At 70.3% G+C, this 13,307-nt stretch carries 13 protein-coding genes and 1 pseudogene; 5 read left to right on the top strand and 9 right to left on the bottom strand.

All coding sequences use genetic code 11. From position 1 onward, the window contains the following. Positions 1 to 206: 206 nt before the first annotated feature. Entirely contained in the window at positions 207 to 1,298 is a 1,092-nt protein-coding gene (locus ACIBN2_RS22460; RefSeq protein ID WP_399136535.1) for an NlpC/P60 family protein, read from the bottom strand. Positions 1,299 to 1,492: 194 nt separating this feature from the next. Beyond that, complete coding sequence (locus ACIBN2_RS22455; RefSeq protein WP_399136534.1) at positions 1,493 to 2,287, bottom strand: class I SAM-dependent methyltransferase; 795 nt, start codon at positions 2,285 to 2,287, stop codon at positions 1,493 to 1,495. A 223-nt stretch (positions 2,288 to 2,510) separates the two neighbouring features. On the opposite strand from ACIBN2_RS22455, the gene mshA reads away from it, so the two are divergent. The 3 genes from mshA to ACIBN2_RS22440 all read left to right on the top strand — a co-directional run bounded on the left by mshA (position 2,511) and on the right by ACIBN2_RS22440 (position 6,156). Then, positions 2,511 to 3,848: a D-inositol-3-phosphate glycosyltransferase gene (mshA, locus tag ACIBN2_RS22450; protein WP_399136532.1), complete on the top strand. Its 1,338-nt coding sequence runs from the start codon at positions 2,511 to 2,513 to the stop codon at positions 3,846 to 3,848. Then, positions 3,841 to 4,341 carry a YbjN domain-containing protein gene (locus tag ACIBN2_RS22445; RefSeq protein ID WP_399136530.1) on the top strand — a complete coding sequence of 167 codons (501 nt, stop codon included), beginning with the start codon at positions 3,841 to 3,843 and terminating at the stop codon, positions 4,339 to 4,341. The genes mshA and ACIBN2_RS22445 overlap by 8 nt, the downstream gene beginning before the upstream one ends. Before the next feature lie 159 nt (positions 4,342 to 4,500). After that, the gene (locus ACIBN2_RS22440; protein ID WP_399136528.1) at positions 4,501 to 6,156 is read left to right on the top strand and encodes a glycosyl hydrolase family 28-related protein; all 1,656 of its coding nucleotides are present in this window, start codon (positions 4,501 to 4,503) and stop codon (positions 6,154 to 6,156) included. Positions 6,157 to 6,172: 16 nt separating this feature from the next. Here ACIBN2_RS22440 and ACIBN2_RS22435 read toward each other — a convergent pair whose 3' ends face one another. Continuing rightward, positions 6,173 to 6,973, bottom strand: coding sequence for an AraC family transcriptional regulator (locus ACIBN2_RS22435; RefSeq protein ID WP_399136527.1), 801 nt, complete (start codon positions 6,971 to 6,973; stop codon positions 6,173 to 6,175). 49 nt (positions 6,974 to 7,022) lie between these two features. Here ACIBN2_RS22435 and ACIBN2_RS22430 point away from each other — a divergent pair, with 49 nt between their 5' ends. Continuing rightward, positions 7,023 to 7,451 (top strand): DUF2000 family protein, encoded by a 429-nt coding sequence (locus ACIBN2_RS22430; RefSeq protein ID WP_399136525.1) that lies wholly within the window; start codon positions 7,023 to 7,025, stop codon positions 7,449 to 7,451. A 23-nt stretch (positions 7,452 to 7,474) separates the two neighbouring features. Here the strand turns inward: ACIBN2_RS22430 and ACIBN2_RS22425 are convergent, their stop codons facing one another. Beyond that, positions 7,475 to 8,734: an MDR family MFS transporter gene (locus ACIBN2_RS22425; protein ID WP_399136523.1), complete on the bottom strand. Its 1,260-nt coding sequence runs from the start codon at positions 8,732 to 8,734 to the stop codon at positions 7,475 to 7,477. Between the two features lie 160 nt (positions 8,735 to 8,894). Between ACIBN2_RS22425 and ACIBN2_RS22420 the strand changes: the two genes are divergently transcribed. Continuing rightward, a complete protein-coding gene (locus ACIBN2_RS22420; RefSeq protein WP_399136522.1) occupies positions 8,895 to 9,656 on the top strand; it encodes a phosphoglyceromutase in 762 nt (253 codons plus the stop codon). A 78-nt stretch (positions 9,657 to 9,734) separates the two neighbouring features. Here ACIBN2_RS22420 and ACIBN2_RS22415 read toward each other — a convergent pair. From ACIBN2_RS22415 to phoU, 5 genes and pseudogenes are all read right to left on the bottom strand, one after another. Then, positions 9,735 to 9,953, bottom strand: a pseudogene (locus ACIBN2_RS22415) (tyrosine-type recombinase/integrase); the annotation flags it as partial. A 76-nt stretch (positions 9,954 to 10,029) separates the two neighbouring features. After that, positions 10,030 to 10,788, bottom strand: coding sequence for a DUF2182 domain-containing protein (locus ACIBN2_RS22410; protein ID WP_399136521.1), 759 nt, complete (start codon positions 10,786 to 10,788; stop codon positions 10,030 to 10,032). Next, positions 10,785 to 11,399, bottom strand: a complete 615-nt coding sequence (locus ACIBN2_RS22405) for a DUF1326 domain-containing protein (protein ID WP_328635807.1) — start codon at positions 11,397 to 11,399, stop codon at positions 10,785 to 10,787. The genes ACIBN2_RS22410 and ACIBN2_RS22405 overlap by 4 nt, the downstream gene beginning before the upstream one ends. An 837-nt stretch (positions 11,400 to 12,236) precedes the next feature. Then, positions 12,237 to 12,389 carry a hypothetical protein gene (locus tag ACIBN2_RS22400; RefSeq protein WP_384251370.1) on the bottom strand — a complete coding sequence of 51 codons (153 nt, stop codon included), beginning with the start codon at positions 12,387 to 12,389 and terminating at the stop codon, positions 12,237 to 12,239. 106 nt (positions 12,390 to 12,495) lie between these two features. Continuing rightward, positions 12,496 to 13,197: a phosphate signaling complex protein PhoU gene (gene phoU, locus ACIBN2_RS22395; protein WP_399136519.1), complete on the bottom strand. Its 702-nt coding sequence runs from the start codon at positions 13,195 to 13,197 to the stop codon at positions 12,496 to 12,498. Positions 13,198 to 13,307: the final 110 nt, after the last annotated feature.

Here is a 13,307-nt window from a genome sequence, read left to right as displayed (position 1 = left end):
ATCTCGATCCACCGACGGGGACCATAGCGGGTGGTGGTGCCGTAAAGGAATGGTGTGAGACACGCCGCTTGGAGACGCGCCAGCGTCATATGCCGCGATCCGTACCGCAGTTGGACAGGTGGGCCCATCGTCCGGAATGACGAAGGTCACGTCCGCCATGGGTTTGCAGGGGTGTTCGGCGTGCCTTGGGTCACGTGACCTGCCTCTCAGGCGTCGGGCCTGACCACTCCGAGGATCGGCATCGATCCCGCGCCCGTGATCGTCACGGTCCGTCCGGGCCGCGGGGCGTGCACGATCGCACCGTCACCGATGTACATCCCGACGTGGGTGGCGTCATGGAAGTAAATGACCAGATCGCCCGGGCGCATGTCCTTCACGTCCACGTGCTTCAGCTGCTTCCACTGCTCCTGCGAGGTACGCGGAATGGCATGCCCGGCATCGGCCCAGGCCTGTGAGGTGAGCCCCGAGCAGTCGTAGGTGGCCGGCCCCTCGGCGCCCCATTCGTACGGCTTCCCGATCTGGGCGGTGGCGTACGCGACCGCCTTCCTGCCCTGCGCGGACGCCTTGCCCTTGATCTCGTCGAGGATTCCGGAGTCGAGCCAGGTGGTCTGGGCCTTGAGGGCGGCGTCCTCCTCCAGCTTGGCGAGGCGCTCCTTCTCCCTCTTCGCCAGCCGGGCCTCGAGCTCCTCGGCGGCCGAGATCTGCTTCTTGATCTTCTTCCGGGCGGCGTCCTTCGCCTTGCGGTTGGCCTCCAGCTCCTTCCACTGGGCCGAGGCGTCCTTGGCGTACTGCGCCAAGTCCTGCTGCGTCCGGGTCAGTTCCCCGATCAGGCCCTTGGCGGCGCGCTCGCCCTGCATGGTGCGGTCCGCGCCGTCGAGGAACTCCTGCGGGTCGTTGCTGAGCAGCAGTTGGGCCTCGTCGGGCAGCCCGCCGGTGCGGTACTGCGCGGCGGCCGCGGCGCCCGCCCGCTTCTTCAACTGATCCAGCTTCTGCCGGCCCTTGACGATCTTCTTGGCCAGGTCGACGATCGCGGCGGACTGCTTGTCGGCCTTCTCCTCGGCGGCGTTGTACGAGTCGGTGGCGACCGCGGCGTCGTGGTAGAGCTTGTCGAGCTTCGCCCGAACGGCCTCAAGGCTCTTGTCCCCGGCGGGAGTAGAGGAGGCGGCGGGAGTGGAGGAGGCCGACGGACCGGAGCCCGGCTCGGGGGCGGCGAACGCCGTGCCCGGCACAGCCAGCACGGTGACCGCGCACACCACGGTCACGGCCGTCGCGATCAGGCCGCGCGTGCCCGAACCCATAACGCCACCCCCAAACTGATTTACCGTCAGTAACTTACGGATGCCTGGGGGATCGTGCCACGACGACGCGCAGAACGACAGAGCGCGTCGTAATTCGGATTTTCCCCTCCCCGTCCGTGCGGTGACGATCTCCCCGCCGTTGTGACGAACGGCTCAGCAGGTTCGTTCCCCGCAGGTCAGCCCGGCGGTGCCGGTCACCCGCGGGGGGCCAACGCGCTCCACTCCACCGTCACTTCACCCTGCCGCCACCGCACGGCCCCGTCGGCCAGAGGCCAGTCACCCGCAAGATCCCCCACGGCCCGCACCCACCGCTGCCGGGCACCGTAGGAGGCGTAGGGGGCGGCCGCCGCCCACGCCCGATCGAAGTCACGCAGAAACGCGTGTACGGCTTCCCCGGGCACATTGCGATGAATGAGCGCCTTCGGCAGCCGCTCCGCGAGATCGGACGGCCGCCCAAGAGACCCCAGCCGGGCGGCGAAGGTGACCGTCCGGGGCCCCTCCGCCCCGAGGGCGACCCACACATGCCGCCGCCCGATCTCGTCACAGGTCCCTTCGACGACCATCCCCCCGGGCGCGAGCCGGGCACACAGCCGTTCCCAGACCCCGGCGACGTCCCCCTCGTCGTACTGCCGAAGCACATTGGCGGCCCGCACGAGCATCGGCCGCTCGGCGACGGGAATCTCGAACCCGCCGTGCACGAACACAAGCCCCTCCCGCTCGTAGGGCTTGGCGGCAGCCACCCGCGCGGGCTCGATCTCGACACCCACCACGCGCACCCGCGGAGCAACGGTCCGAAGCCGCTGCAGGAGCTCCACGGCGGTCCAGGGCGCAGCCCCGTACCCGAGATCGACAGCGACAGGGTCACCGGCCCGCCGCAAGGCGTCACCGTGCACGGCGGCGATCCACCGGTCCATCCGCCGCAGCCGATTGGGATTGGTGGTCCCGCGTGTCACCGCGCCCACGGGACGGCGGGCGGCGCGGGAAGTCATGCGTACGAGGGTATGCGGCCTCGGGGGTGGCGGGCGCCGCCCATCGGTCGCCCTGCATCCGTGGTCCCCCACGCACCACGACCCCGAACAGTTGAGCGATACCCGGTAATGCCTCGGCAAAATTAACGGCGTCCGGAATGGGAATCCGCCCCTCCGCTGTTGCCCACCTTGGAGGGAGCCCCACACCCTCCCCCCGGCATGCCCGCACAAGGAGGAACGCCACGTGAGCCAGTACGTCAGCAGGCTCGGGCGTCGCTCGCAGGCAACGCCCCCGCGGCTCAGGCTCCACCGCCGCCCCCGCCGCGTGGCGATGCTCTCCGTGCACACCTCCCCGCTGCACCAGCCCGGCACCGGCGACGCGGGCGGCATGAACGTCTACATCGTCGAGCTCGCGCAGCGCCTCGCCGCGATCAACATCGAGGTCGAGATCTTCACCCGCGCCACCGCCGCCGCCCTCCCTCCGACCGTGGAACTCGCCCCGGGCGTCCTCGTCCGCCACGTCGACGCCGGCCCCTACGAGGGCCTGGCCAAGGAGGAGCTCCCCGCCCAGCTCTGCGCCTTCACCCACGGCGTGATGCAGGCGTGGGCCGGCCACCGCCCCGGCTACTACGACCTCGTCCACTCCCACTACTGGCTCTCCGGGCACGTCGGCTGGCTCGCGGCCCAGCGCTGGGGCGTCCCCCTCGTGCACGCCATGCACACCATGGCCAAGGTCAAGAACGCCAACCTCGCCGACGGCGACACCCCCGAGCCCGCCGCCCGCGTCATCGGCGAGACCCAGATCGTGGAGGCGGCGGACCGCCTCATCGCCAACACCGCGGAAGAGGCCGACGAACTCGTACGCCACTACTGCGCCGACCCCGCCAAGGTCGCCGTCGTGCACCCCGGTGTGAACCTCGACCGCTTCCGCCCCGCCGACGGCCGCGCGGCGGCCCGCGCCCGCCTCGACCTCCCGCAGGACGCCCTGATCCCGCTCTTCGCGGGCCGCATCCAGCCGCTCAAGGCCCCGGACATCCTGCTGCGCGCGGTCGCCGCCCTCCTCGACCGCCGCCCGGAGCTGCGCTCCCGCATCCTGGTCCCCGTCGTCGGCGGCCCCAGCGGCAGCGGGCTCGCCAAGCCCGAGGGCCTGCAGAAACTCGCCGCCCGCCTCGGCATCGCCGACGTCGTACGCTTCCGCCCGCCCGTCGGCCAGGAGCAACTGGCGGACTGGTTCCGGGCGGCCTCCGTCCTGGTCATGCCGTCGTACAGCGAGTCCTTCGGCCTGGTCGCCATAGAGGCACAGGCAGCCGGCACCCCCGTGCTCGCGGCGTCGGTCGGCGGCCTCCCCGTCGCCGTCCGCGACGGACGGACCGGTTTCCTCGTACAGGGCCACAACCCCGCCGACTACGCGCGCGTGCTGAGCGATTTCGCCGACGACCCGGCCCTGCCCACCCGCATGGGCGCGGCGGCCGCCCGGCACGCGCAGTCCTTCGGCTGGGACACCGCGGCCGCCGCGACGGCGGACGTCTACACGGCCGCGATGCAGGCACACCGCCGTCGCGTACGCTCCCACCATGGCTGATGCACAGAACGCGGCCCAGGTGATCGAGGGCGTCCTGAAGGACGCCGAGCTCGAATGGGAGAGCCCCGCAGACGGCAACTACGTCGTGCAGCTCCCCGGCACCCGCAAGCTGAAGACGACCGTCTCCCTCCTGGTGGGCCGCCACTCCCTCTCCCTGAACGCCTTCGTCATCCGCCACCCCGACGAGAACGAGCCGGGCGTGCACCGCTGGCTCCTGGAGCGCAACCTCAAGCTGTACGGCGTGAGTTACGCGGTCGACCGCCTCGGCGACATCTACGTCACCGCCCGACTGCCCCTCTCCTCCGTCACCCCGGACGAGATCGACCGCCTCCTCGGCCAGGTCCTGGAAGCGGCGGACGACAGCTTCAACACCCTCCTGGAACTGGGCTTCGCCACCGCGATCCGCAAGGAGTACGCGTGGCGGGTGTCGCGCGGCGAGTCGACCCGCAATCTGGACGCGTTCACGAACTTGACCCAGCGCCCCGCGGACTGACTGAAGCACCGCACTGAAGCACCGCGCCTGATTGACCCCTGCAAGGCCCTTTCCCGGCCCAGGGGTCACGTGCCATGCTCACGCCCGACGCAGATCTGAACGTCGTTCACATCCATGAAAGACATGGAAAGGACGTACGGCATGGGCACGCCCCACGGCATGACCAGACGCAGCCTCCTCGTCGGCGCCACGGCGGTGGCCGCCGCCGCGGTCACCGCGACACCCGCCCTCGCCCTCACGGCGGGTGGCGCCGGTGGCGGTCAAGTCCCCACCCTCTGGCGGGAGTTCACCCGCACCCCCTTCACCCATCCGCAGATCCCGTACGTCGGCCGCGCCGGCTACGGCGGCGGGGTGACGCGCTTCCCCCGCCGCCCCGTCGTGGCCGACGTACGCGACTACGGAGCCGTGGCGGACGGCACCACCGACTCCGCCCCCGCGATCAACCGTGCCATCGCCGCCGCCGGAAGGGCCGGCGGTGGCACGGTCACCATCCCGCCCGGCACCTTCCGCATCGACGGCCTGATCCAGCTCGGTCACGACAACGTGGTGCTGCGCGGCGCCGGAAGCGCCCGTACGACGCTCTACGCCACCAGGAACCTCACCGAACTGATCGGCGTCTACGGCTCCCGCTACGGCGGCACCAAGTCGTCGTGGTCCTGGGCGGGCGGCCTCATCTGGCTTTCCCCGAAGGCCCGTTGGGATTCCCTGACCGCCGCCATCAAGGAGCAGGCGTGGCCCTTCGAGGGCTGGACCGGCAACAAGCGGGACGAGTGGGAGACCCTGACGCCGATCGAGCCCGCGCGGCAGGGCTCCTGGACGGTGCAGGTCGCGGACCCCTCCCGCATGCGCCCCGGCGCCCTGGTCCTGCTGCGCCTCGCCGACGACCCGGCGCACACCCTCCTCCAGCACATGGCGGGCGGCGGCCCGGGCCCGGCGGCCTACTACTGGGGGGACAAGACCAAGCTCCTCAGCTACGTCCCCTACGAATGGCCCGTCCGCATCGCCCACGTCCGCGGGCGCACCGTCACCCTGCAACGCCCGCTGCCGCTGGACCTGCGCCCCGAATGGAACCCTCAATTCACCACGCACGTACGTGAGTTGACCGGCTCGGGTGTCGAGGGTCTCACCCTCCGGATGATTCCGACGCCGCAGTCCGAGCACCTCCTGGACAAGGGCTACAACGGGGTCGTGCTCCAGTGCACGTACGACTGCTGGGTGGACGACGTGCGCGTCGTCGACGTGGACAACGGCTTCGGCCTGGTCGCCGCGTCCTCCTGCACCCTGCGCCGCACCCGGGTCGGCGGCCGCGGCGAGCACCACCCCTACTTCTGCCGCGAGGGCTCGCACGACAACCTGATCGAGGACTTCACCATCGAGGAGCGCACGGTGCCGGCCCCCGCCAACACCCAGCTCCACGGCATCAACGTCGAGGGCCTCTCCTCCCACAACGTCTGGTCCCGCGGCGACATGCGGATGGGCACCTTCGACAGCCACCGCGGCCTGCCCTTCGCCAACGTCCGCACCGACATCACGGTCGACAACAACGGCCGCCACGGCGGCGACGCCAGCGCCGGCCCGCTCTTCGGTGCCCGCTTCACCCACTGGAACGTCCGCGTCACGAACGGCAGGGCGGGCCTGGTCAAGATCGACCAACTGGCCCCGTACTCCGCGACGGTGGGCGTCGACGAGGTCACGGAGTTCGACCAGATCGACGTCCCGGACTTCACGGGTGACCTTCACTCCCGACTGGAGCTCTATCCGACGACGGATGCGGTGAGGCCGCGCAATCTGTACGAGGCGCAACGGGAGCTGTAGGCCCAGAACCGTGCGCTCAGCCGCGTGCCGCCCGGGAGTAGTGGCCGGGTGTGACCCCCACCAACTTCCGGAAATGCCGGGTGAGATGGGACTGGTCGAAGAAGCCCGTGGCGGACGCGACCTCGCCCGCGGGGCGCCCGTCGAGCAGCAGCCGGCGCGCCCGGTCCACCCGCCGCGAGTTCAGGTACTGGTGCGGCGCGATGCCGTAGGCCGTGCTGAACGCCCGTACCAGATGGGCGGGATGGGCATGGACGAGCTCCGCGGCCTCGTCGAGGGTTATCCCGTCGACGACGTGCTCGTCGAGGAGCTCGCGCAGCCGGCGCGCGAGCGCGGGGTCGGGCCGGGACACGTCGGCGACGTCACGCGGCCGAAGATGGCCGCGCAGCCGCTCACCGATGAGCGTCAGTCTGCTCTCGGCCTCCAGTTCGTCCCCGGCGTGCGCGAGGGCCGCGTGCAACTGCCCGACCCGCGCGCGCAGCACGGGATCGCGCAGGTCGGGCTGGTCGACCGCGGCCCCGATGAGCTCGTCGGACAGGCGCGTGGCGTCGAGATACAGGACCCGCTTGCGGAAGCCGTACGGCGTGGCGGGGGAGCCGTTGTGCGGGACGTGCGGCGGCAGCAGGGTGACCGTGTCGTGCGGAGTGCCGTGCTCGTGCCGCTCGAGGTCGTACCGCACGGCCCCGTCGTCCACGATGAGCAGCGTCCACGCGTCATGGACGTGCATCGGGTAGGCGTACTCGGTGAAGTGGGCGTGGAAGACCTCGACGACGCCGGGTATACGGGGCCGCCAGGCGGACACTTCCGGCTGCGGGGCCATGCAAAGAACGTACAAGACGAGGCGGCGGGCCGGTCGGCAGTCTCGGAGCATGAGCGACGACGCACCCATCCGTTTCGACACCAAGATCACCGTCCTGCTGCGCGAGGACCTGGAGCCCTGGCAGCGTCTGAACGTCACCGCGTTCCTGGTCAGCGGCCTCGGCAGCCAGGTCCCCGAGGTGATCGGCGAACCCTACGAGGACGCGGACGGCGTCCGGTACCTCCCGATGTTCCGCCAGCCGGTCCTGGTCTTCGAGGGCACGAAGGAGACCCTGCGGTCCGCCCACGCGAAGGCCCTCTCCCGCGCCCTCCCGCGCTCGGTCTTCACCTCCGACCTGTTCACCACCGGCAACGACCGCGACAACCGGGCGGCGGTGCGGGCCGTCGGCACGGACGGGCTGGACCTGGTGGGGCTGGCGGTCTACGGACCGAAGAACGCGGTGGACAAGGTGATCAAGGGGGCGCGGATGCATCCGTGAGACGGGTGCGGGCATCCCAGGTCTCAGCTCGCGGCGACCTCCGCCGCACCGGTGGCGGCGGCCGGCACCGCCGTCGCCGTCCCCACCGCCGGAAGCCGGCGCATCAGCACCCCGTACCCGACGGCCGCCACCATGCCGACGACGGCGCACAGCCCCCACAGCCACTCGGCCCCGAACCGGTCGATGACCAGGCCGGACATCAGCGGAGCGACGAGCGCGGCGAGGGACCAGGACAGGGTGTACATGCCCTGGTAGCGGCCCCGGCCGTGTACCGGCGACAGTCGGACGACCAGGCTGGTCTGCGTCGGCGCGTTGACGATCTCGGCGAGGGTCCACACGCAGACGGTGAGCGCGAAGACGCCGACCGACCCGGCGAAGGCGGTGAGCCCGAAGCCGTAGCCGGCGAGCAGGGACGAGATCACGAGCAGCCGGCGCGGGTCCCGGCGTTCGATGAACCGCGTGACGGGGATCTGGAGTGCGACGATGATGACGCCGTTGATGGCGATCGCCATGCCGTAGTCGGCGGGCGTGAACCCGGCCTCGCCCATCGCGACCGGCAGACCGATCGAGCCCTGCTGGAAGACGACGGCGACGAGGAAGGACAGGCCGACGACGCCCATGTAGCGCCCGTCGCGCAGGACGGTCCCGAGCCCGACCTCGTCCGCCCCCTTCTCCGCCGCCGCCCGCTGCGGCCGGGACTCGGGCAGCTTCAGGAAGACCAGCACCGCGCAGACGGCCGTCATGCCGGCCTCGATGAGGAACCCGGCGAGATAGCTGAACTCGGCGACGAAGCCCGCGGACATGGAGGAGACGGCGAAGCCGAGGTTGATGGCCCAGTAGTTGAGGGAGAAGGCCCGCACCCGGTCCTCGGGGCGGACGATGTCGGCCATCATCGCCTGCACTGCGGGCCGCGAGGCGTTGCTGGCCATGCCCACCAGGAACGCGACCGCGGCGATGGAGACCGGGTCCTGCATGAAGCCGAGCAGGGCGACGGAGGCGGCGGTGGCGGACTGGGCGATCAGCAGGGTGGGCCGCCGGCCGAGCCGGTCGGTCATCACGCCGGCACCGAGCGAGGAGACGACCCCGCCGAGCCCGTGCAGGGAGGCGACGAGACCGGCGTAGGAGGCGGAGTAGCCGCGGTCGATCGTCAGGTACAGCGCCATGAAGGTGGCGACGAACGCCCCGAGCCGGTTGACGAGGGTGCTGGTCCACAGCCACCAGAAGTCGCGGGGGAGCCCGGAGACGCTCTCCCGGGCGGCACGTCTCAGACTGGCGACGGACATCAGGATCCCCCACGGCACGAAGATGTGTAAGTGCCCCAAGGGGCAGGCACAACTTACAAAACCGTCGTCCTCACCGGCCACTCAATTAACGGATTCCGTCAACTGTCCGGCTGATGGGCGGGCCTGCTGTGGTCCGAATGCGTGGATTACGCTCTGAGGCATGGCCGACGCACCGTACAAGCTGATCCTCCTCCGCCACGGCGAGAGCGAGTGGAACGCGAAGAACCTGTTCACCGGCTGGGTGGACGTCAATCTCAACGAGAAGGGCGAGAAGGAGGCGGTCCGCGGCGGTGAGCTGCTGAAGGACGCCGGCCTGCTCCCCGACGTGCTCCACACGTCCCTCCAGAAGCGCGCGATCCGCACCGCGCAGCTCGCGCTGGAGGCCGCCGACCGGCACTGGATCCCGGTCCACCGCAGCTGGCGCCTGAACGAGCGCCACTACGGCGCCCTCCAGGGCAAGGACAAGGCGCAGACCCTCGCCGAGTTCGGCGAGGAGCAGTTCATGCTGTGGCGCCGTTCCTACGACACCCCGCCGCCCCCGCTCGAGGACGGCACGGAGTTCTCCCAGTCGGACGACCCGCGCTACGCCTCCATCCCCCCGGAGCTGCGCCCCCGCACGGAGTGCCTGAAGGACGTCGTCGTCCGCATGCTTCCGTACTGGTACGACGGCATCGTCCCGGACCTCCTGACCGGCCGCACGGTCCTGGTCGCCGCCCACGGCAACAGCCTCCGCGCCCTGGTCAAGCACCTGGACGGCATCTCGGACGCGGACATCGCCGGCCTCAACATCCCGACCGGCATCCCCCTCGTCTACGAACTCGACCCCGACTTCAAGCCCCTCACCCCGGGCGGCAGGTACCTCGACCCCGAGGCGGCCGCGGCGGCGATCGAGGCGGTCAAGAACCAGGGCAAGAAGAAGTAGGGTTTGTGATCATGCCCCCGACCTGCGCTTATGGCGCGGATCGGGGGCATTTTCACGGCCCGGGCCCACTGTGGGCCCTCAGTGGCCCGAGGCTTGCGGCCGGAGCGCCAGCCCGAGAGCCGTCCGGGCACGATCCCGGCTGCTCGGCATGAGGTGCGCGTACACCTTCAGAGTCAGGCCCGGGTCGGAGTGCCCGAGGTACTCGCTGACGGCCTTGATGCTCTCCCCAGCGTCCAGGAGGACAGACGCGCAGAAGTGTCGTAGGGCGTGCATGCCGTGCTCACGAGCGGCTGCGTGATGGTTCGTTGAACCCGAGCGACGTACCCTCACGTACCCGCCCGGCTTGTGATTTCTCGGCGGGCGCGGCCCGTCCTCACATCCCGGCCATACCACCGCCGGTGAGACCCGGAGCCAGCGCCGGGACCCAGAAGACGGCGACGGCCAGGACGATCGAGGCGATCCCCACGGCACGGGCCACCAGGCGACCAAGCGGAGCGAGTTTCTCGGCGGTGATCACGGCGGCCAGGACCACCATGGCCCACAGGTTCATCACACCGAACGCCGCCAGCAGCACCATCAGCGACCAGCAGCAGCCCAGGCAGAAGGCCCCGTGGTGGGCTCCGGCACGCAGATCGCGCGAGGTGGCCGGGTACGAGGCGTAACGCAGCATCAGGCCGATCGGCGAACGGCACCTCGCCAGACAACGGTCTTTGAGAGGCGTGAGCTGGTAGACGCCGCTGACCGCGAACACGGCCGCGGCCACTGCTGTCCCCGCCACGGGGGGGAGCCGCGCCGCCCGTCCAAGGCCGACAGCCAGCGCATACGCCGGCAGCCCGGCCGCGGCCCAGACGAGCAGGTAGGAGACCGTGAAAACGACCATGCGCGATGCCCGGTGCACAGTGATGGTGCGTGCGTACAAGGCGGCGACGGGTGCCGTGGCGGGCAGCATCATCGCAGTCATCATCAGCGTCCACACGGCCAGGAAAGCGGCCAGGCCCAGGCCCATGGTGCCGGGCATCGCCTGCATGCTGCCCCAGCGCGTCACCATCCAGACCCAGGCGGCGGCCGCCGCGACCAGCAGCAGCCCGGCGGGGGCCACCCGGATGCCGACGGTAACCGGCCCGCCGGTCATCCGGACCACGTGAAGGGCGCCGAGTGTCCGTTGCCGCCCGTGAAGTCCCAGGACCGGCCGTACACGCCGTCGCCCGTCGCCCGGGTGGACCGGGCGATCGTCAGTGTGCTGTTCACCGGGTGGAACATGCCCGTCAGGCCCATCACCGGACCGTCCTCGCCGAACTGCGGGGCGACCTGGTCCTCGATCTCGATGTCGATGGCATCGCCCACCCGCGCGGTGTGGTGGCGACCGTCGTCGCGGTAGTCGATGGGGACGCGCTCCACGCCGAGGACCTCGCCGATGAGCGGAGCGAGCCCCGCCATCGGCCCGCCCACCTGGCCCGAGAAGACCTTGCCCAGCGCATCCGCCTGGCCGTCGTCGGCTGAAGCGTCGACGTACAGCGCCACCTGCCAGCCGCCCTCGGCCATCACCCGCGGCCCGTCGATGAAGACGGCCACGCTGCGGTCGGAGACGTCGACGTCGTCCACGTTCCCGCTGTCCACGTGGAATGCGAAGGTCACCTGGCAGCGCTCGTGGTCGGCCGGTGCGGTGAGGCCCGAGGTGGTGCAGGGGCACACCACGTCACAGTTACAGCTCTCCAGGTACGTGCCGTTCAGATTCCAGGGCATGACTCTTCCTCCCTGTTTTGCGGCCCCCCGGGGTCAAGGGGACGCATCGAGAGAGTCCGTTCCGCCCCGGTGCCGCTCTTCTCCAGGCTATTCCTGACGACCCCCATCGCGCAGATCCGCTGTCAGTGCAGCCCACCGGCCTGGTACCGAGTCCGTGGCGGCTCCCGCGACCTCGGATGCGTCATCGATGAGGTCATCTTCATGGCCCGTTCGATTTCCGAGCCGGAGGCCGACGCGTTCGTCACCTCACGAATCGCCTGTACGCGTTGCCGCCAGGTGTTCGCACGTGCGCACAGTCAGGACTCATGGGGTGACCTGTCCTACGTTGCGTTGCAAGCGGACAATGCGCTGTTCTTCCCTGGGCGCAGCACGTCGACAGTCCTGTTCACCCCCGACTCGGCATGGGACGCCTTGACGCAGTTGCGCATGTCCTGTGTTCAGGCATAAGCACTCGTCTCCGCAGCGATACGACCATCAGAAACGGTGTCCAAGTGACCAGCACGGACATCTCGGCGACATAGAGGTGCTCGCGAACCGGGAGGCGGCTGCTCCTCTTCATGTGTGTGACGCCCATGTGGTCATGTGTGTGGCGCCCATGTGGCGGCCCCGCCGGGCCCGCTCTGGGCCCTCCGAGGGCGACAGGCAACCGTCAATAACACCAACCACGACAGTCGGATCGCAGGTCAGTGAGGGTGTGGACCCCACTGACCAGGTCAAATAGACCAGCCCACCAGACCCAGGGCAAGAAGAAGTAACCCCCCTCGCGAGTGAAGGGCCCCGGCGGGTTCGCCGGGGCCCTTCATCGCCGTACAGAGTCGTCACACAGGCGTCGGGCGGTCAACCGCACTGACAGGGATTGCCCGACTGGCAGCCGCAGCCGCAGCCCGAGCCGCAGCCGCACGCGCCGAAGAGCGGGAGGCTCTTGATCTCGGCGGGCTGTTCCGTCTCGCGCTCCTGCGTCGGGTCGGGCGGGGTGGGGGCTTCGGCCATGCGTCCTCCTGGAGACCTAGAGGCTGATGCCTCTGCCCATTGCATGCCCGCTTCACTGGGCGCATCAACGGCGCACAGTGGCGCCCGCGCGCCCTGCCCCTCCGCTCTACGCCCCCTCGGGCCCCGCCACCGGCTGGATCTCCGGCTGGATGTCGCCCTGGAGGTCGTCCGCGTGCTCACCCGTCACCAGGAACACCACGCGCTTGGCGACGGCCACCGCGTGGTCGGCGTACCGCTCGTAGTAGCGGCCGAGGAGGGTGACGTCCACCGCCGTCTCGATGCCGTGCTTCCAGCGGTCGTCCAGCAGGTGCTGGAAGAGGGTGCGGTGCAGCAGGTCCATCTCGTCGTCGTCCTGCTCCAGCTGCATCGCCAGGTCGACGTCCTTGGTGACGATCACCTCGGCCGCCTTCGCCATCAGGCGCTGCGCGAGCTGGCCCATCTCCAGGATGGTGGCGTGCAGGTCGTACGGGATCGCGCGCTCCGGGAAGCGGAGGCGGGCGAGCTTCGCCACGTGCTGGGCCAGGTCGCCCGAGCGCTCCAGGTCCGCGGACATACGGAGCGAGGTGACGACGATGCGCAGGTCGGTGGCGACCGGCTGCTGGCGGGCGAGCAGGGCTATCGCGCGCGCCTCCAGGTCGTGCTGGAGCTCGTCGACCTTCTTGTCGCCCTCGATGACGCTCTCGGCGAGCTTGAGGTCGGAGTCGAGGATGGCGGTCGTGGCGCGCCCGATCGCCGACCCGACGAGCCGGGCCATGTCCACCAGACCGTCGCCGATCGAGTCAAGTTCCTCGTGGTACGCGTCCCGCATCAGGGATCCCTCTCTTACGTGTTCTTCGGGGCTGCCGGGGCAGGGGCGGGGGCCCGCAGCCGTCGTCCGACCGGCGCTTCGCACCCCACGCTCCCACGTTCCGGCTTGTA

Source organism: Streptomyces sp. NPDC050534 (genome assembly GCF_044457745.1).
GTDB lineage: Bacteria > Actinomycetota > Actinomycetes > Streptomycetales > Streptomycetaceae > Streptomyces.
This window is presented reverse-complemented; position numbering and strand designations above follow the sequence as displayed.